At 74.2% G+C, this 20,231-nt stretch carries 18 protein-coding genes; 6 read left to right on the top strand and 12 right to left on the bottom strand.

Annotation, left to right across the window (positions count from 1 at the left end):
• Window positions 1-99: 99 nt before the first annotated feature.
• Window positions 100-1,839 (top strand): glycerol-3-phosphate dehydrogenase/oxidase, encoded by a 1,740-nt coding sequence (locus LV78_RS17250; protein ID WP_253846249.1) that lies wholly within the window; start codon window positions 100-102, stop codon window positions 1,837-1,839.
• 164 nt (window positions 1,840-2,003) lie between these two features.
• Window positions 2,004-2,873, top strand: a complete 870-nt coding sequence (locus tag LV78_RS17245) for a hypothetical protein (protein WP_253846248.1) — start codon at window positions 2,004-2,006, stop codon at window positions 2,871-2,873.
• A gap of 614 nt (window positions 2,874-3,487) precedes the next feature.
• On the opposite strand, the gene LV78_RS17240 is transcribed toward LV78_RS17245, so the two are convergent.
• The 6 genes from LV78_RS17240 to LV78_RS17215 all read right to left on the bottom strand — a co-directional run bounded on the left by LV78_RS17240 (window position 3,488) and on the right by LV78_RS17215 (window position 11,624).
• Window positions 3,488-4,759 carry an amidohydrolase gene (locus tag LV78_RS17240; RefSeq protein WP_096496981.1) on the bottom strand — a complete coding sequence of 424 codons (1,272 nt, stop codon included), beginning with the start codon at window positions 4,757-4,759 and terminating at the stop codon, window positions 3,488-3,490.
• Entirely contained in the window at window positions 4,756-5,931 is a 1,176-nt protein-coding gene (locus tag LV78_RS17235) for a M20 family metallopeptidase (RefSeq protein ID WP_253846247.1), read from the bottom strand. Before LV78_RS17235 ends, LV78_RS17240 begins: the two co-directional genes overlap by 4 nt.
• Before the next feature lie 341 nt (window positions 5,932-6,272).
• Window positions 6,273-6,611: a hypothetical protein gene (locus tag LV78_RS17230; protein WP_253846246.1), complete on the bottom strand. Its 339-nt coding sequence runs from the start codon at window positions 6,609-6,611 to the stop codon at window positions 6,273-6,275.
• Between the two features lie 66 nt (window positions 6,612-6,677).
• Window positions 6,678-7,664, bottom strand: a complete 987-nt coding sequence (gene meaB, locus LV78_RS17225) for a methylmalonyl Co-A mutase-associated GTPase MeaB (protein ID WP_253846244.1) — start codon at window positions 7,662-7,664, stop codon at window positions 6,678-6,680.
• Window positions 7,657-9,846, bottom strand: coding sequence for a methylmalonyl-CoA mutase (gene scpA, locus LV78_RS17220; protein WP_253846243.1), 2,190 nt, complete (start codon window positions 9,844-9,846; stop codon window positions 7,657-7,659). The genes meaB and scpA overlap by 8 nt, the downstream gene beginning before the upstream one ends.
• Window positions 9,843-11,624, bottom strand: coding sequence for a methylmalonyl-CoA mutase family protein (locus LV78_RS17215; protein ID WP_253846242.1), 1,782 nt, complete (start codon window positions 11,622-11,624; stop codon window positions 9,843-9,845). Before LV78_RS17215 ends, scpA begins: the two co-directional genes overlap by 4 nt.
• A 377-nt stretch (window positions 11,625-12,001) precedes the next feature.
• Here LV78_RS17215 and LV78_RS17210 point away from each other — a divergent pair, with 377 nt between their 5' ends.
• The 3 genes from LV78_RS17210 to LV78_RS17200 are packed head-to-tail and all read left to right on the top strand — an operon-like array spanning window position 12,002 to window position 16,266.
• Entirely contained in the window at window positions 12,002-13,789 is a 1,788-nt protein-coding gene (locus tag LV78_RS17210) for a serine/threonine-protein kinase (protein WP_253846241.1), read from the top strand.
• Between the two features lie 39 nt (window positions 13,790-13,828).
• Window positions 13,829-14,641, top strand: a complete 813-nt coding sequence (locus LV78_RS17205; RefSeq protein WP_096496988.1) for a purine-nucleoside phosphorylase — start codon at window positions 13,829-13,831, stop codon at window positions 14,639-14,641.
• On the top strand, window positions 14,638-16,266 hold the full coding sequence (locus LV78_RS17200) for a phospho-sugar mutase (protein WP_253846240.1): 1,629 nt from the start codon (window positions 14,638-14,640) through the stop codon (window positions 16,264-16,266). The genes LV78_RS17205 and LV78_RS17200 overlap by 4 nt, the downstream gene beginning before the upstream one ends.
• 33 nt (window positions 16,267-16,299) lie before the next feature.
• On the opposite strand, the gene LV78_RS17195 is transcribed toward LV78_RS17200, so the two are convergent.
• The 5 genes from LV78_RS17195 to LV78_RS17175 all read right to left on the bottom strand — a co-directional run bounded on the left by LV78_RS17195 (window position 16,300) and on the right by LV78_RS17175 (window position 18,465).
• Window positions 16,300-16,623, bottom strand: coding sequence for a hypothetical protein (locus LV78_RS17195; RefSeq protein ID WP_253846239.1), 324 nt, complete (start codon window positions 16,621-16,623; stop codon window positions 16,300-16,302).
• Between the two features lie 55 nt (window positions 16,624-16,678).
• Complete coding sequence (locus LV78_RS17190) at window positions 16,679-17,008, bottom strand: hypothetical protein (RefSeq protein ID WP_253846238.1); 330 nt, start codon at window positions 17,006-17,008, stop codon at window positions 16,679-16,681.
• Window positions 17,009-17,323: 315 nt separating this feature from the next.
• Window positions 17,324-17,719 carry a MerR family transcriptional regulator gene (locus tag LV78_RS17185; RefSeq protein WP_253846237.1) on the bottom strand — a complete coding sequence of 132 codons (396 nt, stop codon included), beginning with the start codon at window positions 17,717-17,719 and terminating at the stop codon, window positions 17,324-17,326.
• Window positions 17,720-17,834: 115 nt separating this feature from the next.
• Window positions 17,835-18,218: a type II toxin-antitoxin system death-on-curing family toxin gene (locus LV78_RS17180; RefSeq protein WP_253846235.1), complete on the bottom strand. Its 384-nt coding sequence runs from the start codon at window positions 18,216-18,218 to the stop codon at window positions 17,835-17,837.
• A 40-nt stretch (window positions 18,219-18,258) separates the two neighbouring features.
• Complete coding sequence (locus LV78_RS17175; RefSeq protein ID WP_041837166.1) at window positions 18,259-18,465, bottom strand: ribbon-helix-helix protein, CopG family; 207 nt, start codon at window positions 18,463-18,465, stop codon at window positions 18,259-18,261.
• 73 nt (window positions 18,466-18,538) lie between these two features.
• Here LV78_RS17175 and LV78_RS17170 point away from each other — a divergent pair, with 73 nt between their 5' ends.
• Window positions 18,539-19,135 carry a TetR/AcrR family transcriptional regulator gene (locus LV78_RS17170; protein WP_253846234.1) on the top strand — a complete coding sequence of 199 codons (597 nt, stop codon included), beginning with the start codon at window positions 18,539-18,541 and terminating at the stop codon, window positions 19,133-19,135.
• A gap of 441 nt (window positions 19,136-19,576) precedes the next feature.
• On the opposite strand, the gene upp is transcribed toward LV78_RS17170, so the two are convergent.
• Window positions 19,577-20,200 carry a uracil phosphoribosyltransferase gene (upp, locus tag LV78_RS17165; RefSeq protein ID WP_253846233.1) on the bottom strand — a complete coding sequence of 208 codons (624 nt, stop codon included), beginning with the start codon at window positions 20,198-20,200 and terminating at the stop codon, window positions 19,577-19,579.
• Window positions 20,201-20,231: the final 31 nt, after the last annotated feature.

Below are 20,231 nucleotides of genomic sequence, written 5' to 3'. Positions count from 1 at the left end.
CGGGTACCGTGGAGCAGTCAGTCCAGCTAGGACGATCCGGCGGCGCCGCCGAGTGCGAGCGGCCTCCGGTCGGACAGCACGTCGAGGAGGCGCTTTCCAGTGGCCACGCGCAACCCGTCACGAACCTCCGCAACGGGCAGGCTCGGTCCCGAGGACCGGGAGCGGTCGTGGCGCAGGCTCGGTGAGGAGACCTTCGACCTGGTGATCGTCGGCGGCGGCGTGGTCGGCGTCGGCGCGGCCCTGGACGCGGCCACCAGAGGCCTGAAGGTGGCCCTCGTGGAGGCCCGCGACCTCGCCTCGGGCACGTCGAGCCGGTCGAGCAAGCTCTTCCACGGTGGCCTGCGCTACCTGGAGCAGTTGGAGTTCGGGCTGGTCAGGGAGGCGCTGCGCGAGCGGGAGCTGATGCTCACCAAGATCGCGCCGCACCTGGTCAAGCCGGTGAGCTTCCTGTACCCGCTGGCGAACCGGGTGTGGGAGCGCCCGTACACCGCCGCCGGGCTGCTGATGTACGACACCATGGGCGGCGCGCGCTCGGTGCCGGGGCAGAAGCACCTGAGCCGGTCGGGCGCGCTGCGGCTGGCGCCCTCGCTCAAGCAGGACGCGCTGATCGGCGGCATCCGCTACTTCGACGCGCAGGCCGACGACGCGCGGCACACCATGATGGTCGGGCGCACCGCCGCCCACTACGGCGCGGTCGTGCGGCCGTCGACGCAGGTCATCGACTTCCTGCACGAGTCGGACCGGGTGTCCGGCGTGCGGGTGCGCGACGTGGAGGACGGGCGGGAGACCGACGTCCGGGCGCACGCGGTGATCAACGCGACCGGCGTGTGGACGGACGAGCTGCAGCGGCTGTCCGGCAGCAGGGGCCGGTTCCGGGTGCGGGCCAGCAAGGGCGTGCACATCGTGGTGCCCAGGGACCGGATCGTGTCCGAGACCGGGCTCATCCTGCGCACGACGAAGTCGGTGCTGTTCGTGATCCCGTGGCGCAACCACTGGATCATCGGCACGACCGACACGGACTGGAACCTGGACCTGTCGCACCCGTCCGCGACCAGGGCCGACATCGACTACCTGCTCGCCCAGGTCAACAGCGTGCTGGCGACGCCGCTGGCGCACGAGGACATCGAGGGCGTGTACGCGGGCCTCCGGCCGCTGCTGGCCGGGGAGAGCGAGTCCACGTCGAAGCTCTCGCGCGAGCACGCGGTGGCGCGGGTCGCGCCCGGCCTGGTCGCGATCGCGGGCGGCAAGTACACCACCTACCGGGTGATGGGCGCGGACGCGGTGAACGCGGCGTCGGTCGACCTGCCGGGCCGCATCCAGCCGTCGATCACCGACAAGGTGCCGCTGGTGGGCGCGGACGGGTACCACGCGCTGGTGAACCAGGCCGACCACCTGGCGACCGAGCACGGCCTGCACCCGTACCGGGTGCGGCACCTGCTGGACCGGTACGGCTCGCTGGTGCACGAGGTGCTGGCGCTGGCCGCGGACGCGCCGGAGCTGCTCAAGCCGATCCCCGGTTCGCCGGACTACCTCCAGGTGGAGGTGGTGTACGCGGCCTCGCACGAGGGCGCGCTGCACCTGGAGGACGTGCTGACCAGGCGCACCCGGATCTCGATCGAGTACCCGCACCGGGGCGTCGAGTCGGCCGACGCGGTGGCCAGGCTGATGGCCGGGGTGCTCGGATGGGACGAGGCGGCGATCGCGCGCGAGGTCGAGGTGTACACGGCGCGGGTGGAGGCCGAGCGGGCCTCGCAGGACGAGCCGAGCGACCAGGCGGCGGACGCGGTGCGGTCGGCGGCGCCGGAGGTGCGGCCGGAGCTGGTGGAGCCGGTGTCCTGATCCCGCGCTGAGCGACGTTCCCGCCGCCCGGTCCACGCCTTCGCGCGTGGGCCGGGCGGTGGCGTTTCCGCGTGGGCTGAACGGGTGGCCGTCACCTGAAGCGGTGGGTTACCTGCCCGCTCGGGAGCACGCTGGGTGGTGGAGCACCGTCCAGGGGGTGGCTGGTGGGGCAGTTCCGGGTGTCGGCGGGGAGCGGGGCGGCGCGGGTGGTCGACCGGGCCGCCGAGGTGCTGCGCGCGGTGCTGCCGTGGCTGTACTGGCCCGCGCTGGTCGTGCTCGGCGCGGGGTTCGGGGTGGTCGCGCGGCTGGGCGAGTCGCCCTCGGACCACGGGCTGCCGATCGGGGTCGTGGTGATCGCGGTGCTCGGCGTGCTCGGGCCGGTCGCGCTGCGGTTCGTCGTGGCGACGACCGGTCTGGCGCTGCGGGACGGGCAGGCGCACCTGCTGCGGGCGTGCCTGTGGCTGCCGGTGCCGATGGTGCTGCTGACGGCGTTCGGCGTGGGCGCTGTCCTGGACGGCTGGAGCCCGGCCGCCGCCCCGCTGCTGCCCGTGGGCGTGGCGTTGCTGCTGGTCAGCGCGGTGGGCTACCCGGTGGTGCTCGACCTGGCCGACCGGGCGCACGTCGCGCGGCGGCGCGCGCCGAGGCCCGAGGTGGACGACGTGATCGCCGCGCACCGGCTGCTGAAGGTGCGGGTGGTGCTGGCCACGGCCGTGCCGCTGCTCGTGGAGCCGTCGGTGTTCCCGCTGGTCTGCGCGGCGGCGGTGCTCGCGCGCAGACCGGTCACCGCGTACCTGGCGGCGGCGTCGTCGCTGGCGTGGGCGCACACCGCCCAGGCGGGGAGCTGGCCGCACGAGCCGCCGTGGACGCACGGGGCGGCGACCTGGCTGATCGGCTTGACGTCGGCGGCGCTGTGGCTGACCGCCGCGACGCGCCCGGCGTGGACGGCGGACGGCTGGGACCTGGCCGGACGACCACCGATCCCGCCCGCTCCCCCACCGCCCCCGTGGCTCGGCTGGCGACCGCCGGATCGCTGACGCGCAGGCGCCCGCCCGGCTGCCCGGCTGCCCGGCTGCCCGGCTGCCCGGCTGCCCCAGGTTCGCTGAACAGCGGGAACCTGAACAGCGGGAACGAGGGCGACGGCCCCGACCGGGAGCGAGTTCGAGGACGACCTGCCGCTAGCCGGTGGCTGCGCGGGCGGCGAGAGCACCCCGGCCACCGGAACGGGGGCGACCGCGCCGCCCTCGGCGGGCTGGTCGCGCACGACCCCGGACCGTCTCGGGCTCGCCCGGACCGGAGCAGGGCGGATCGGGGCAGGGCGGACCAGAGCAGGCCGGGCCGAAGCACGTCGGGCCAGAACACGCCCGACCGAAGCACGCCGGACCGATGCAGGCCGGGCCGAAGCACGCCGGGCCGAAGCATGCCGGACCGAAACAGGCCGGACCAGAGCACGCCGAACCGAAGCACGCCGGGTCAGAGCAAACCGGGCCAGAGCAAGCCGGAGGAGCGGCCGGAGCCGGTCGGCCGCACCGGCCTCGGCGGGCCGCCCGGCGCGTGACCGGAGCCGCGCCGCAACCGCAGCGCGCCCCGAACAGCACTCCGCCCCACCACCGGACGCGGTGGCGGGGCGGAGCGACAACTGCGGGCAGGCCTACGCCAGCGCCGCCAGCGCCGTGTGCACCATGACGCGCACGCCGACCATCAGCGCCCGCTCGTCCAGGTTGAACGTCGGCTGGTGCAGGTCGCGCGGGGGCTCCTCGCCGTCCCACACGCCCAGGCGCGCGAACGAGCCCGGCACGTGCTCCAGGTACCAGCCGAAGTCCTCGCCGCCCGACGACTGCTGGGTGCCCGCCAGCGCGTCCTCGCCCAGCGCGGCCTCGATGCCCGCGCGCAGCAGCATGGTCGACTCGCGGTCGTTCACCACGGGCGGCACGCCCCGGCGGTGGTGCAGGTCGAAGCCGACGCCCAGCGGGGCCAGCAGGGACGACACCAGCTCCTTGACCAGCGGTTCCAGCTCGGCCCAGATGTCCCGGTCGCCGGTGCGCAGCGTTCCGCGCAGCACGCCGTCCTGCGGCACCGCGTTGGCCGCCTCGCCCGCGTGCACCGCGCCCCACACGAGCACCGTGCCCGACCTCGGGTCGACCCGGCGCGACAGCAGCGTCGGCAGCCCGGTGATCACCGTGCCGAGCGCGTGCACCAGGTCGGCGGTCAGGTGCGGGCGGGAGGTGTGGCCGCCGGGGGAGGTCAGGCGCAGCTCCAGCAGGTCCGACGCGGACGTGATCGCGCCGACCCTGGTGCCGATCCGCCCGGCCTGGAGCCGGGGGTCGCAGTGCAGGCCGAAGATCCGCTCGACCCCGTCGAGGCCACCGGCCGCGAGCACGTCGAGCGCGCCGCCGGGCATGATCTCCTCGGCGGGCTGGAAGACCAGCCGCACCCGGCCGGGCAGCTCGGTGGCCGAGGCCAGCGCGAGCGCCGCGCCGAGCAGCACGGTGGTGTGCGCGTCGTGGCCGCACGCGTGCGAGACCCCGTCGACCTCGGACGCGTAGGGCGCGCCGGTGTTCTCGCGCAGCGGCAGCGCGTCGATGTCCGCGCGCAGCGCCACGCACCGGGGTCCGCTGCCCACGTCGCACACCAGGCCGGTGCCGCCGGGCAGCACCCTGGGCTTGAGCCCGGCCGAGCGCAGCACGTCGCCGATCAGCTCGGTGGTGCGGTACTCCTTGCGGGACAGCTCGGGGTGCGCGTGGATGTGCCGCCGCCAGGCGATGACCTCGGACCCGTTCGCCGACAGCCAGTCGTCCAGCCACGAGGGGCCACGGCCCTCACCCAGGTCGTCCACAGGGGCAATGCTGACCCCGCGCTCGGTCAGCAGCACTTCGGAGCCCTTCTCACTCGGCAGTTCGGGACGCGAGTCGAGGATCGTCACGACGCCCCCACCGCCCCGGCGATCAACCTGGCCCGCTGGTCGGCGTCGGACGCCGCGGCGATCGTGGTCCAGGCGAGGGCGAGCGCCCCGTCGAGCAGGGCGCGGTCGGCGGAAGCCGACGCGCAGGCAGTAGCGAACTCGATTTGGTGGTTCACCGCGTCTCCGCAGTCGATTGCGATGGTCGGGTGGATCGACGGCAGCACGCGGGTGATGTTGCCCATGTCCGTGCTGCCGATCTTCTCCCGCTGTTCCTCTTCGGGACTCATCGGGTTCCTGCCCAGTTCCGTTGCAGCGCGCCGGTAGGCGTCCGCGAGCCACTGGTCAGGGGTCAGCTCCGCGTACGGGGGCGAGACCTGCACGACCTCGTGGTCGCAGCCGGTCGCCACCGCTCCCGCGCGGAAGCAGTTCCTGATGCGCTCCTCCAGGCCGATCAGCGAGTCGAGGTCGTCGGCTCGCAGGTCGTACACGGCTGAGGTGTGCGCGGGGATGATGTTGGGGGCCGCCCCGCCCCTGGTCACGACGCCGCTGATCATCTGGCCGGGCTCGAAGTGCTGCCTGGCCAGTCCGATGGCGACCTGCGCGACGGTGAGCGCGTCGCCCGCGTTGATCCCCCGGTGGGGCGCGGCTGCGGCGTGCGAGGGGCGGCCGGTGTAGCGGACCTCCAGGTCCGTGAGCGCGAGCGAGCGGGCCGCCACCGCCTCGTAGGGGGCGGGGTGCACCATCATCGCGAGGCCGACGCCGTCGAACGCGCCGCGCTCCAGCATGAGGACCTTGCCGCCGCCGACCTCCTCGGCCGGGGTGCCGATCACCTTGACGGTCAGCCCCAGCTCGTCGGCGAGGTCGCGCAGCGCGAGCCCGGCCCCTGCGGACGCGGCGGCGATCACGTTGTGGCCGCAGGCGTGGCCGACCTCGGGGAGGGCGTCGTACTCGGCGCACAGCGCCACGACCAGGTCACCGCTGCCGCAGGTGGCGGTGAAGGCGGTCTCCAGGCCTGCCGTGCCGCGCTCCACCTCGAAGCCGGAGCCCTCCAGCAGGTCGGCGACCTTGGCCGCGCTGCGGTGCTCCTGGAACGCCAGCTCGGGCTCGGCGTGGATGCTGTGGGACAGGGCGACCAGCGCGTCGGAGTGGCGCTCGACCGCCGAGCGCGTGCGCTTCTTGAAGTCGGTACCCATTTGCGTCCATCCTGCACCAGCCCCGGCGGGCGTGACGCTCCCCACCTTGATCAACCGGCGGCCGGTCACGGGGGTGCGCCAAACGGTGCGACGAAGTTCGGTCAGACCGATCAAGCGCGCCGGTGCACCTGTCAGGGGACCATATACCGCCCGACTGCTCCCAGCAGATGAGAGACCGGTCTCCCACTGGTTGGGAGGCCCGTGACCTGCGCGGGGTCGCCGGAGCGGGCCGGGGGACGGGTGCCGCAGCCCCGTCGGGGTGACCGACACGCCGTCGTTCGGCGACCGGTTCGACGGCGGGTCGGGCGGACGGCCGGGTGGGCGAGCCCCGGTCGGGACCCCTACGACTTGCGCCGGTCCCACTTGCGCTTGTTGCGCCAGAAGACGCCGCCGAACAGGAGCAGCGCGATCGCCCCGAGCCACAGCTTGCGCTTGGTCTCGCTGCTGACTCCGGGTGACGAGTCGCCCGCGGGCTGACCGTTCTCGGCGCTGGTCGGCGCCGGGGCCACGGTCTCGGTCCCGCCGGGCGCCGGGGTGTCCCCCGGCTGCTGGAGGCGCGCGCCCGACACCGCTGCCGAGGCAGCGCTGACCTGCGGCTCCGGGGCCGCCGCCGCTGTGGCGGACGTGCCGACAGCGCAGACGACCGCGAAGAGCCACACCGCGAGCACAGAACGCCACATGGTTACTCAGACTAGTCATCGCACCGTCTGGTTACCACTGTCAGTGGTCGCCTGAACCAGTGATTCTCAACGGCGAGTGAATAGTTCGAGGATGCGCTCCGCGGCGAGGGTGGCGGTGAGCCGCCCCTCCCGCACCGCCAGCTCCAGGTCCGGCGCCTCGGCGCGCACGCCAGGATCGGCCCGCAGCCCGCCGAGCACCCGGTCCTCCACCATCGCCCACGCCCACCCGACCTGCTGGTCGCTGCGCCGCCGCTCCAGCAGCCCGGCCTCCTCCAGGGTGGCCCGGTGCTTCTCGACCTGCCGCCACACCTCGTCCAGCCCGGTCCCGTCGAGCCCGCTGCAGGTGAGCACCGGCTGGTGCCACGGCGCGTCGTGCGCGCGCAGCAGCCGCAGCGCGCCCGCCAGCTCGCGGGCCGCCTTGCGGGCCTCCAGCGCGTGCTCGCCGTCCGCCTTGTTGACCGCGACCACGTCGGCCAGCTCCAGCACGCCCTTCTTGATGCCCTGGAGCTGGTCGCCGGTGCGGGCCAGGGTGAGCAGCAGCGAGCAGTCCGTCATGTTCGCCACCGCCGTCTCGGACTGCCCGACGCCCACGGTCTCCACCAGCACCACGTCGTACCCGGCCGCCTCCACCAGCACGATCGACTCGCGGGTGGCCTTGGCGACGCCACCGAGCGTGCCCGAGGTGGGCGAGGGCCGGATGAACGCGCGCTGGTCCACCGACAGCCGGGCCATGCGGGTCTTGTCGCCGAGGATGCTGCCGCCGGTGCGGGTGGACGACGGGTCGACGGCCAGCACCGCGACCCGGCGCCCGCGCTCGGTGAGCATGGTGCCGAAGGCGTCGATGAACGTGGACTTGCCGACGCCCGGCACCCCGGTCACGCCCACCCGGTGCGCGCCGCCGGAGCGGGGCAGCAGCTCGACCAGCAGCTCCTGCGCCAGCTCGCGGTGGTCGGGGCGGGTGGACTCGACCAGGGTGATGGCGCGGGCGAGCACGGCCCTGCTGCCGCCCAGCACCCCCTCGGCGTACTCGGCCGCGGTGAGCCGCCTAGCCATGCCCGAGCCTGGCCGACAGCTCGCGCAGCAGGTCGGCGGCGGCCTCGGCGATGACCGTGCCGGGCGGGAAGATCGCCGACGCGCCCGCCTCCCGCAGCGCCTCGAAGTCCTGCGGCGGGATCACGCCGCCGACCACGATCATGATGTCGTCCCGGTCCAGCTCGGCCAGCGCCGAGCGCAGCGCGGGCACCAGGGTCAGGTGCCCGGCGGCCAGCGAGGACACGCCGACCACGTGCACGTCGGCCTCCACGGCCTGGCGCGCCACCTCGTCCGGGGTCTGGAACAGCGGGCCGACGTCGACGTCGAAGCCGAGGTCGGCGAACGCGGTCGCGATCACCTTCTGGCCCCGGTCGTGCCCGTCCTGGCCCATCTTGGCGACCAGGACGCGCGGGCGGCGGCCCTCCTCCTCGGCGAACGCCGCGACCCTGGCGCGGGTGCTCTCCACGTTGGACACCGCCCCGACCTCCTCCCGGTACACGCCGGTGATCGTCCTGATCTGCGCGGAGTGGCGGCCCCACACCTTGCCGAGCGCCTCGGAGATCTCCCCGACCGTGGCCTTGGCGCGGGCGGCGGAGATGGCCAGCTCCAGCAGGTTGCCCGCCGCGTCGCCGGTGTCCGCGCCCGCCGCGCGGGTGAGCGCGCCCAGCGCGGACTCCACCTCGGCCTGGTCGCGCTCGGCGCGCAGCCGCTCCAGCTTGGCGAGCTGGCTGGCCCGCACGCCCGCGTTGTCGACCTTGAGCACCTCGATCTGCTCGTCCGCGTCCACCGGGTACTTGTTCACGCCGATCACCGGCTGCCTGCCGGAGTCGATGCGCGCCTGGGTGCGGGCGGCGGCCTCCTCGATGCGCAGCTTGGGGATGCCCGCGTCGATCGCGGCGGCCATCCCGCCCGCCGCCTCCACCTCGGTGATGTGCGCCCACGCCCGGTGCGCGAGGTCGTGGGTGAGCCGCTCCACGAACGCGCTGCCGCCCCACGGGTCGATCACCCGCGTGGTGCCGGACTCCTGCTGGATCAGCAGCTGGGTGTTGCGGGCGATCCGGGCGGAGAAGTCGGTGGGCAGCGCCAGCGCCTCGTCGAGCGCGTTGGTGTGCAGCGACTGGGTGTGGCCCTGGGTGGCGGCCATCGCCTCCACGCAGGTGCGGGCGACGTTGTTGAACACGTCCTGCGCGGTCAGCGACCAGCCGGAGGTCTGGCAGTGCGTGCGCAGCGACAGCGACTTGGGCGACTTCGGCTCGAAGCCCTTGACCAGCTTGGCCCACAGCAGCCGGGCGGCGCGCAGCTTGGCGATCTCCATGTAGAAGTTCATGCCCACGGCCCAGAAGAACGACAGCCGGGGCGCGAACGCGTCCACGTCCAGACCGGCGCCGCGACCGGCGCGCAGGTACTCGACGCCGTCCGCGAGCGTGTAGGCCAGCTCCAGGTCGGCGGTCGCCCCGGCCTCCTGCATGTGGTAGCCGGAGATCGAGATGGAGTTGAACTTCGGCATGGACCGCGAGGTGAAGGCGAAGATGTCGGAGATGATCCGCATCGACGGTCTCGGCGGGTAGATGTAGGTGTTGCGGACCATGAACTCCTTGAGGATGTCGTTCTGGATGGTCCCGGCCAGCTTCGCCGGTTCCACCCCCTGCTCCTCGGCGGCCACGACGTACAGCGCCAGCACGGGCAGCACCGCGCCGTTCATGGTCATCGACACGCTCATCCGGTCCAGCGGGATGCCGTCGAAGAGCATCCGCATGTCGTAGATGGAGTCGATGGCCACGCCCGCCATGCCCACGTCGCCCGCCACGCGCGGGTGGTCGGAGTCGTAGCCCCGGTGGGTGGCCAGGTCGAACGCGACCGACAGGCCCTTCTGCCCGGCCGCGAGGTTGCGGCGGTAGAAGGCGTTGGACTCCTCGGCGGTGGAGAACCCGGCGTACTGCCGGATGGTCCACGGCTGGTTGACGTACATGGTCGGGTACGGGCCGCGCAGGTACGGCGGGACGCCGGGGTAGGTGCGCAGGAAGTCAAGGCCCGCCAGGTCCTCGGCGGTGTAGACCGGCTTGACGCCGATGCCCTCCGGGGTCTCCCAGGCGAGCGCGTCGGCGCCCTTGCCGGTGGCGTCGTGCAGCGCGGCCTGCCAGCGCGCCCGGTCGTCGGACCCGCTCGGCGCGCCGAGGTCGACCCGGCTGAAGTCGGGGATCATCGTGGGACTCCGAGGGACTCGAAGGTGCGCCCGAGCACGTCGAGCGCGGGGCAGCCCAGGAACAGGTGGTCGTCGATCACCGCGTCGGACCGCTTGCCCGCGAGCAGGACGCGCTCGGCGCCCGCCGCGCGCAGGGCGTCGGCGACGGGGGCGGCCAGCTCCGCGTAGGAGCTCTCGCTGCCGCACAGGCAGGCGACGCGGGCGCCGCTGGCGCGGAACGCCGCGACGACGTCGTCGGGGGTCCTCGTGGGACCGGCCTGCGGGGTCTCGACGCCGCCCGCCTGGAGCAGGTTGGCGGCGAAGGTCGCGCGGGCGGTGTGCGCGGCGACCGGTCCGAGCGTGGCCAGGAAGACCTTCGGCCGCTCGGGCGCGGCGTCGGCGCGGTCGCGCAGCGCCTCGAAGTCCTGGGCGTAGCGGACGACGGGCAGCCCGCCGCCGGGCTCCGGCGGGGCGGGGCGGCGCACCACGGGCTTCTCGCCCAGGTTCGGGAACTCGCTGACGCCGGTGATGGCGTCGGTGCGGTCGGCGAGGTTGGCGCGGCGGCGCTCCCAGGTCTCGGCGAGCCGGTCGGCGACCAGGCCGGAGCGCAGCGCTGCGGCGATCCCGCCCCCGGCCTCGATCTCCTGGAACCAGCGCCACGCGGCCTGGGCGAGGTCCTCGGTGAGCCGCTCGACGTACCAGGAGCCGCCCGCCGGGTCGATCACCGCCGACAGCCGGGACTCCTCCAGCAGCACGGACTGGGTGTTGCGGGCGATGCGGCGGGAGAAGTCGTCGGGCAGGCCGATGGCGTGGTCGAACGGCAGCACGGTGATCGCGTCGGCCCCGCCCATCCCGGCGCCCGCGCAGGCGATCGTGGTGCGCAGCATGTTCACCCACGGGTCGCGGCGGGTCATCATCGCCGGGGACGTCACGGCGTGCTGGACCTGCGGGGACGGCTCGCCGCACACCTCGGTGACGCGGGCCCACAGCCTGCGGGCGGCGCGGAGCTTGGCGGTGGTGAGGAACTGGTCGGCGGTGGCCGCGTAGCGGAACTCCAGCAGCCGCGCGGCGCGCGCGACGGTGAGCCCGGCGTCGGTGAGCAGCCGCAGGTAGGCGACGCCCGCCGCCAGCGAGGCGCCGAGCTCCTGGGCGTCGGAGCCGCCCGCGCCGTGGTGCGGCAGGGCGTCGACGACGACCAGCCGGGCGGCCGGGAACGGGTCGAGGCGCGGCAGCAGGTCGAGCAGCGCGGCGGTGTCCGGCTCCTGGCCGGTGGCGGCGAGGACGCCGAGCGGGTCGGCGCCGAGGTTGCCCGCCAGCTCGCTGCCCGGCGCGGACCGCTCGCCCCAGATCCGCAGCAGCTCCCGGCCCGAGGCGGCGAAGTCGGCGCCCGCGTCGAGCACCACCGGCGCGAGGTCGAGGTAGACCTCGGCCAGCAGCGGTTCCAGGTCGGCGGCGGCGATCCCCTTGAGCCACAGCGCGCCGACGCCGTTCTCCAGGTCCGCCATGACCGCCTCGCGGTCGGCCTCCCGGTGCTGCTGGCGGATCTCCCAGCCCAGCGCGGTGCCCTGCGGCCTGCCGCCCCTGGTGAACGGGGACGTGCCGGGCAGGCCGGTGGCGGGCAGCGGCTCGTCGGCGGTGTGCAGCGGCTGCACGGCGATGCCGTCGTAGGTCGTGGTGACGAGCGAGTCGTACTCGGCGCCGGTCTTGCCGAGCACGCCGTCGACCAGGCCCAGCCACCGCTCGCGGTCGGGTTCGGGGAACTCGGCGGCCAGCGCCAGCTCGCCCGGCTGCTCCATCATGTCCCGCAGTCTCGCGGACGGGTGCGCGCGCGGCTAGGCAATCTTTGGGGTGGATCGCCCGTGGCGGCGCGGTCGCCCCCCGAACGGGAACGATCAACCCCCTGCGCGCTAGGGGGGAGGCGCGGTCCCCTACCCGCGCCGGGCGCGGTGGCCGCGCGCGGTCGCCCGCCCCCGCTCCCGGCCGGTGCGCGCGAACCCTGCGTGACCGCGCGCGGCGGCGGGCTTGCGGCGTCCCGAAGGCCGGATCGCGACGGCCGGGCCGCGCCGCTAGGGGTGCGCGGGGCCGCTGCGGGCGTCCGAACTGCGGTGCCGCCCGACCGGGCGGCGGCGGGCGCGAGCGGCGCGGGCGGGCGGGTCGCCTCGTGGACAATGGCCGGGTGGACAGTGAGCGCCTCATCGCGGGCCGTTACCGCCTGCACCACGTGCTCGGCAGCGGGTCGATGGGGACCGTCTGGGCCGCGCACGACGAGGTGCTGCGGCGCGCGGTCGCCGTGAAGGAAGTCTTCCAGCCGTCCGGGATGGCGAGCGGCGAGGCGGCGGTGCTGCGGGAGCGCACGCTGCGCGAGGCCCGCGCCGCCGCGCAGCTGGCCCACCCGAACCTGGTGACGATCTACGACGTGGTGCAGCTCGACGGCGACCCGTACGTGGTGATGGAGCTGGTGCCGTCCGAGTCGCTGGCCGAGGTGGTGCGCCGCTGCGGGCCGCTGACCGCCGAGCAGGGCGCGGTGGTGGCGCACGCGGTCGCGTCCGGGCTGGACGCCGCGCACCGGGCGGGCATCACGCACCGGGACGTCAAGCCGGGCAACGTGCTGGTCGCCTCGGACGGCCGGGTGAAGCTGACCGACTTCGGCATCGCCCGCAACATGGCCGAGGCGACCATGACCTCGCGCGGCATCGCGCTGGGCACGCCCGCGTTCATCGCGCCGGAGATCGCCACCGACGGGGTCGTGACGCAGGCGGTCGACCAGTGGAGCCTGGGCGCGACGCTGTTCGCGGCGATGACCGGCCAGCTGCCCTACGAGGGCGACAACCCGCTGCAGACCATCAACCAGGTGGTGCACGGCGACGTGCCCGCCACGGACGTGTGCGGCGAGCTGGCCGAGGTGGTCGGCGGGCTGATGCGCAAGGACCCGGCCGAGCGGTTGCCGCTGTCCGAGGTGCGCAGGCTGGTGCGCCCGCTGCTGCCGGACGCCGACGGCTTCCCGTTCGAGGAGGGCGCGGCGCCGAGGCCGGTGGTCGAGGTGGTGCGGCCGGAGCCGGTGAAGCTGCGCTCGGCCGAGCCCGCGCCGGACGCCCCGCTGGCCGCGGACCCCGGCCCGCTGCCGTTCCTGCTGTCCGGCGGCTCGTCCGACGCGGACCGGAGCACCGACCTCTCCCACGAGTACGGCGCGGACTACGCGGACGACTACGAGGACGACTACGACGGCCACCACGACTTCCCGGACGCGGCGCCCGCCCGCCGCTCGGGGCTGGCCACGGTGCTGCTCGCGCTGGCCGCGACGGTGCTGTTCACCATCGGCGCGGGCTCCGGGTTCGTGCTGACCCTCGCGGCGGCGGGCAGACCGCTGCTCCCGCCCGCCGCGTCGAGCGCCGAGCGCACCCCGTCCGCGCCCGCGACGGTGACCGTGTCGCTGGTGCGCAGGGAGCTGCGCGCGGCCACCAAGGAGGGCGACCGGGGCGCGGGGTTCACCATCGACGTCGGCTCGGACTGGACCTCGTTCGTGACGCAGAGCGGCAACGGCGGCGTGGCCAACAGCACCGCCGTGCTGCTGGTGGACCCGTCCGGGAGCTGGCAGGTGACGGTCGAGCGGTTCCCGGACTTCTTCCCCGGCCTGAGCGTGGACAACTACCTGGACCTGGTCGCCGGGCGGTGGGGGAAGGACAACCACTTCCCCGGCCAGGAGAAGCAGCCCACCGAGCCGCTGCCGAACGCCGGGCGGGACGGCGCGGTCCAGTACAGCTACAACACCGTCGAGCAGCCGCGCGCCGGGCAGCACCGCGGCGGCGAGGGCTCGGCGGAGACCCGGCGCTCGCACTACGCGCGGGTGCTGCCCAGGGGCAACGACCTGTGGGTGGTGGAGGTGGTGTTCCCGACCGAGCAGGAGGAGCAGGGCCGGGAGCAGCTGTTCGACTCGATCGCGCCCACGCTGACCGTGATCGGGTGACCTGCGGCGACCGCCCCCGGCGGGAGTTAGGCTCCCGCGGTGACCGCCAAGAGTGAGAACACCAGTCCGGAAGCGCTCGCCGCCGACGCGGCGCGGGCGCTGAGCGAGAGGACCGGGGTCGACCGGCACGACATCGCCGTCGTCCTCGGCTCCGGGTGGCGGCCCGCCGCCGACCTGATCGGCCAGGCGCAGGCCGAGATCCCCATGGGCGAGCTGCCCGGCTTCGAGGCCCCCACCGCCGTCGGGCACGGCGGCACCATCCGCTCGGTGCGGGTGGGCGACAAGAACGCGCTGGTCGTGCTGGGCCGCACGCACGGCTACGAGGGCAAGGGCATCACCAAGGTCGTGCACGGCGTGCGCACCGCCGCCGCGGCGGGCGTCAAGACCGTGGTGCTGACCAACGCGGCGGGCGGCCTTCGCCAGGGCATGTCGGTGGGCCAGCCGGTGCTGATCAGCGACCACCTGAACCTGACCGCGTCGTCGCCGCTGGTGGGCGCCCGGTTCGTGGACCTGACCGACCTGTACTCGCCGCGCCTGCGCGAGATCGCGCGCGGCATCGACCCCTCCCTGGAGGAGGGCGTGTACGCCGGTCTGCCCGGCCCGCACTTCGAGACGCCCGCCGAGATCCGGATGCTGCGCACCATGGGCGCCGACCTGGTCGGCATGTCCACCGTGCTGGAGGCCATCGCGGCGCGCGCCGAGGGCGTGGAGGTGTTCGGCCTGTCCCTGGTGACGAACCTGGCGGCGGGCATCACCGGCGAGCCGCTGAACCACCAGGAGGTGCTGGAGGCCGGTCAGGCCGCCGCGAGCCGCATGGGCGCGCTGCTGCGGGAGCTGGTGGAGCGGGCATGACGCTGTCCCCCGCGCTGCGCGACGCCGCGTTCCGCTGGATCGCCGACGACCCGGACATGGAGGCGCGCACCGAGCTGCAGCGCGTCCTGGCCGGGGCGATGGGCGGCGACCCGGTGGCGCTGGAGGAGCTGGCCGACCGGATGTCCGGGCCGCTGACGTTCGGCACCGCCGGGCTGCGCGGGCCGGTGCGGGCCGGGCCGAACGGGATGAACCGGGCGGTCGTGGTGCGCACGACCGCCGGGGTGGCCCGGTGGCTGGCCGAGCAGGCGAACGGGGTGCGCGGCCTGGTGTTCGTCGGCCGGGACGCCAGGCACGGCTCGGAGGACTTCGCGCGCGCGGCGGCCGGTGTGCTCGCCGCAGCCGGGTTCACCGTGAAGCTGCTGCCCCGGCCGCTGCCGACGCCGCTGGTGGCGTTCCTGGTGCGGCGGCACGGCGCGGTGGCGGGCGTGCAGATCACCGCCTCGCACAACCCGCCCGCCGACAACGGCTACAAGCTGTACCTGGAGGGCGGGTCGCAGATCGTGCCGCCCGCCGACCGGCGGATCGAGGTGGCCATCGCCGAGGTGGCGGCGGCGGTGTCGGTGCCGACGAGCGAGTCGTGGACCGAGGTGTCCGAGGACGAGCTGGACGAGTACCTGGGCCGGGTGTCGTCGCTGCCGCGCGGGTCCGCGCGCGGGCTGCGGGTGGCGCTGACCCCGATGCACGGGGTGGGCGGCGCGACCGCCGTGGAGGCGCTGAGCCGGGCCGGGTTCACCGACGTGCACGTGGTGCGCGCGCAGGCCGTGCCCGACCCGGACTTCCCGACCGTGGCGTTCCCGAACCCGGAGGAGCCGGGCGCGGCCGACCGGTTGCTGGAGCTGGCCGCGCAGGTCGACGCGGACCTGGCGGTCGCGCTGGACCCGGACGCGGACCGGTGCGCGCTGGGCGTGAAGGAGCGGGACGGGTCCTGGCGGATGCTGCGCGGCGACGAGACGGGCGTGCTGCTCGGGTCGCTGGTGCTGAGCACCACCGAGGAGAGCGACCCGCTGGTGGCCACGACGATCGTGTCGTCCTCGCTGCTCAGGAGCATCGCGCAGGCGCGCGGGGCGCGGTACGCGGAGACGCTGACCGGGTTCAAGTGGCTGGTGCGGGCCGGTGACCGGCTGGTGTACGCGTACGAGGAGGCGCTGGGGCACTGCGTCGACCCGGAGCACGTCAGCGACAAGGACGGGATCTCGGCGGCGGTGGTGGCCTGCGACCTGGCGGCCACGCTGAAGGCGTCGGGCCGGACGCTGCTGGACGCGCTGGACCAGCTGGCGCTGGAGCACGGGCTGCACCTGACCGACCAGGTGTCGCTGCGCTTCACCGACCTGAGCCGGATCGGCGCGCTCATGGCGCGGTTGCGGCAGTCGCCGCCGGAGGGGTTCGGGTTCGAGGACCTGCTGCCCGGCGCGGACGTCGTGCGGTTGACGCGGGACGGCGAGCGGGTGGTGGTCCGCCCGTCGGGCACGGAGCCGAAGCTGAAGGCCTACCTGGAGGTCGTGGAGCCCGTGGCGGACCCCGCCGACCTGGCCTCGGCCCGTGCCCGTGGGGGTGAGCGGTTGGGCGCCCTGCGCGAGCGCGTGTCGGACCTGCTGGCCGACTGAGGTCGGCCGCGCGGTCCGGTGCGGGCGCCTGGGTCAGCCCATGACCGCGATGACCAGGCAGAGCACGGCGATCGCCGCCGCACCACCGGCCACCAGGTAGGGCCGGTTGTCCGGCGGCGAGACGCGGTCTTCGGTGAAGGCCGAGACCGCGAGGCGGATGCCGATGTAGCTGAGCGTGCACAGGGCGACGCCCGCCGCGAGGACCATCGTGTTGATGCTCCACGGGCTGTGGTCGACTCCGGGCCACACGCTCATGAGCACCAGCGGGAAGCCGATCAGGCCGACCGCGAGGCCGACGCCACCACCCCAGATGATCCGGCGGTTGCGCGCCATCGTGGCGATGCTGCGAGTGTCCATGACTCCCTCCTGTCACTTGCTAGGACGCGCCGGGCCGTCACCGGTTGCGCGCCGGTCACCCCCCGTTGCCGTCCCCCCGGTGCGACGGGCGCTCCAGCGCGCCTGACGGGGGGACGCCCCTAGTCTTGCGCACCGACCGCCGGGCGGGCAGGCGGTCCCCCCTCGCGGGCGGGTCCGGTCGGGGCGGGGCCGCGCCGGGACGCCTCCCGGACTGGAGGTCGGCGGTCCACGGCCTGGTGCGGCGGACGGCCTCGGCGGCGGCCTTGAGGTCCTTGGCGCCGCCGTGCTCGTAGACGCGGCGGAAGAAGCGCAGCACGAGCCAGTGGCGCGCGAGGCCGATCAGGGGCGGGAGCAGGACGAGCAGCGCGGCCCAGTGCGCGGCCATGACCACCTCGCGACGGTTCGGCCTCCCGGTGAGCGCGGGCGGCGACCTGTGCGAGCGTGGTGCAGCGCGGTGCGTGCGCGGTGCTGGGTGGTCCTGCTCGCTCCCCCGGCTCACCCCCTGCTTGGCGAGACAGAGGCGGGATCGCGGCAGTCGCAGCCTGGGCTGCGCATCGCGCGGGGCTGATGTTATCCATCACCGATCACGCGGCAACTCGGCGCGCGCGTCCCGTCCCCCGTTGGTTCCCCGCCAATCCCCCGCCCGCTTCCCGGCGTTTCCGCAGCTCAGGGGCCCGCTCATGGTTCGCTCATGGCGCGCTCAGGCGGTGGCGCCCTCGGTGATGCCCTCCACGAACGTGCGCTCCAGGCTGCCGTAGTGCTCGATCTTGTAGTCGAGCAGGCCGAGACAGGCCTGGAGCTCGGCGACGCGCTCGCGCACCGCGACGCGGTGCTCGACGAGGATCTCCCGCCGCCTGGCCGCGCCGGGATCGCCGCGGTGCCGAAGTTGGGCGTACTCGCGCAGCATCTTGATCGGCATCCCGGTGCCGCGCATGGTGGTCAGGAACGCGAGCCAGCTGAGGTCTTCCTCGCTGTAGTCCCGCCTGCCGCCGGAGTCGCGGGCGGGCGGGTCGAGCAGCCCGATCCGCTCGTAGTAGCGCAGGGTGTCGATGGACAGGCCGCTGCGCTCCGCGGCCAGGGCGATCGAGATCGTCACACCCGGAACGGTAGGGACCCGGTCCGGTTCCCGGTCAACGCCCCCGCTGCGGTGGTTCCGCGCCCGCCTGGGGTTTCGCCGTGCGCGCGCCTTCGGGCCCGCGACCTCCGGCCGGTCAGCTGTCCTTGGGCACGCCCCACGCCTCCAGGTGGGCCGCCATGCCGGGGACGTCGACCTGCTCGCGGCCGAGCGAGCGGACGAGTTCGAGGGCGTCGTCCTCCTCGGCCTCGATCCACCAGCCGTTGATGTCGCACAGCGTCACGGCGGCCACCCACCCGAGGCGCCAGTTGCCCTCGGACAGGGGACGGGTGCGGACGATGGAGTCGAGCAGGGCGGAGGCCTTGAGCCACAGCGTGTCGTAGGCCTCGACGCCGAGCACGGTCGCCCTGGGGCGGTGAGCAGCGGAGTCGAGCAGGCCTAAGTCGCGCACGACGAGATCGCCGCCGGTGACGGCGGTCGCCAGCACGAGCAGATCGCCGGCGTCGAGGTAGTTGACCACGACACCAGTGGATCACAACGGAGGCGCGGTCAGTGCGCCATCAGGCCGATCCCAGCTTGTCGAGCAGACCCCGGTACTTGGGGAGCACCCGTCCGAGCACCTCGGACAGCTCCTCCTCCTTCTGGAGCCTGGCCCAGCGGTCGGCCAGCGCGAGCCGCACGACTTCCTGCTTGGACCGGCCCTCGGCGGCTGCGAGCTCGTCGAGCCGCCGGTTCTCCTCATCGCTCAGACGCAAGGTCATCGCCATTCTCTTGATGGTACCAATGTGGTACCACGCTGACCAGAGGCTTTTTATAACACCGTTGCGTTACGATTCCCCGGTGCCAAGACCGAAGACCCACGACGACGCCCTTCGCGTTCGGCTGCTCGACCGCGCGGGTGAACTCCTGTCCACCGAGGGGCCGGGCGCACTGAGCTTGCGCAGGCTCGCGGCGGATGTCAACACCTCGACCACAGCGGTGTACTCGCTGTTCGGGGGCAAGCCCGCGCTGTTGGACGCGTTGTACGAAGAGGGGTTCCGCCGTTACGAGCAGAGGCTTGCCTCCGTGCCGAGGACGGACGACCCGGTGGAGGACATCGCGCGGATCGGCGCGGCCTACCGGGAGCACGCGCTGGCGGACCCGCACTTCTACCTGGTGATGTTCAGCAGCCGGTCCACGCTGGACTTCCAGCCGTCGGCGGGGGTCGCGGAGCTGGCGCGCGGGACGTTCCAGCCGGTGCTCGGCGCGGTGGAGCGGGCGGTGCGGGACGGGGTGTTCGCGGACGAGGAGCCGGGGCAACTGGCGCTGGCGCTGTGGGGGTTGGTGCACGGCCTGATCTCGCTGGAGCTGAACGCGGCGCTGCCCGCAGGGCTCGCGGTGGAGGCGGTCTACGAGCGGGCGGTGCGGGCGCAGTGCGACGGGTGGCGGCGGAGGTAGTCGCACCCGCGAGGTCCTTGCCGCACAACGGTGTGCGCGGCCCTTCCCCGAGAAATGCTTTGCGGCGCAACGGCGTTCGGCGCAGGGCCCTCGGTTTTTCGGCGCCGCGAGCCGACCGTCGCGGGTGATGCCCCCTGGGCGGGCGGAGGCCGGGGAGGAGGCCGCCGCATACCCTCCCCGACCCCCTTGACCACCTCTCGCGAGGTGGCCCGTACCCGGCGTCCGCGCAGGTGGGCGGGTGCTCGCCACCGTTCGCGGAGCAATCGGTCCGAACCAGAACGTAGAGCAGAGGTCTAGACCACCTCTACGGCTGAACGGCGCAACCCTGGCGCCTGCCGTTACCGGGACGAGGGGTCGACCGGGTCCGCACTGGTGCGGACGGGGCCGGGGAACGGCGAAGGGGCCGCCCGACCCCGGACGGCCCCTTCCGCGCTGGTCCGATCAGACGGCGCCGTACTGCCGGTCGCCCGCGTCGCCGAGGCCGGGCACGATGAACCCGGAGTCGTTGAGCCGCTCGTCCACGCTGGCGGTCACGAGGCGGACCGGCAGCCCCGACTCGCGCAGGTGCTCGATGCCCTCGGGAGCCGCGAGCGCGCACACGGCGGTCACGTCGGTCGCGCCGCGCTCGGTGAGCAGCTTGATCGTGTAGACCATCGAGCCGCCGGTGGCGAGCATCGGGTCGAGCACGAACACCGGGCGGCCCGCGAGGGATTCCGGCAGCGACACCATGTAGGGGGTCGGCTGGAGCGTCTCCTCGTCGCGGGCCAGGCCGACGAAGCCCATCTGCGCGTCGGGGATGAGCTTGTGCGCCTGGTCGGCCATGCCGAGGCCGGCGCGGAGCACCGGCACGAGCAGCGGCGGGTTGGCGAGGCGGTAGCCGGTGGTGCGGGCGACGGGGGTGTGCACGCGCTCCTCGGCGACGGGGGCGTTGCGGGTGGCTTCGTAGACGAGCATGACGGTGAGCTCGTGCAGCGCGGCGCGGAACGCGGCGTTGTCCGTGCGGGCGTCGCGCATGGTGGTCAGGCGGGCCCTGGCCAGGGGGTGATCGACAACGAGGACGTCCATGACGGAAGAGTATGTGTGGTAGGTGTGGGCG

Origin of the sequence: Actinosynnema pretiosum (genome assembly GCF_024171695.1) — a bacterium.
In the GTDB taxonomy this organism is placed as follows: Bacteria; Actinomycetota; Actinomycetes; order Mycobacteriales; family Pseudonocardiaceae; genus Actinosynnema; species Actinosynnema pretiosum.
The sequence above is the reverse complement of the archived record's forward strand: the minus strand, read 5'-3'. Positions and strand labels throughout refer to the sequence as shown.

Bases quoted from the DNA above. Each gene is read 5' to 3' on its own strand.
- LV78_RS17235 (WP_253846247.1), bottom strand. From the start codon at position 5,931: ATGGGTACCGACTTCAAGAAGCGCACGCGCTCGGCGGTCGAGCGCCAC.
- LV78_RS17230 (WP_253846246.1), bottom strand. From the start codon at position 6,611: ATGTGGCGTTCTGTGCTCGCGGTGTGGCTCTTCGCGGTCGTCTGCGCT.
- meaB (WP_253846244.1), bottom strand. From the start codon at position 7,664: ATGGCTAGGCGGCTCACCGCGGCCGAGTACGCCGAGGGGGTGCTGGGC.
- scpA (WP_253846243.1), bottom strand. From the start codon at position 9,846: ATGATCCCCGACTTCAGCCGGGTCGACCTCGGCGCGCCGAGCGGGTCC.
- LV78_RS17215 (WP_253846242.1), bottom strand. From the start codon at position 11,624: ATGATGGAGCAGCCGGGCGAGCTGGCGCTGGCCGCCGAGTTCCCCGAA.
- LV78_RS17200 (WP_253846240.1), top strand. From the start codon at position 14,638: ATGACGCTGTCCCCCGCGCTGCGCGACGCCGCGTTCCGCTGGATCGCC.
- LV78_RS17195 (WP_253846239.1), bottom strand. From the start codon at position 16,623: ATGGACACTCGCAGCATCGCCACGATGGCGCGCAACCGCCGGATCATC.
- LV78_RS17190 (WP_253846238.1), bottom strand. From the start codon at position 17,008: ATGGCCGCGCACTGGGCCGCGCTGCTCGTCCTGCTCCCGCCCCTGATC.
- LV78_RS17175 (WP_041837166.1), bottom strand. From the start codon at position 18,465: ATGGCGATGACCTTGCGTCTGAGCGATGAGGAGAACCGGCGGCTCGAC.
- upp (WP_253846233.1), bottom strand. From the start codon at position 20,200: ATGGACGTCCTCGTTGTCGATCACCCCCTGGCCAGGGCCCGCCTGACC.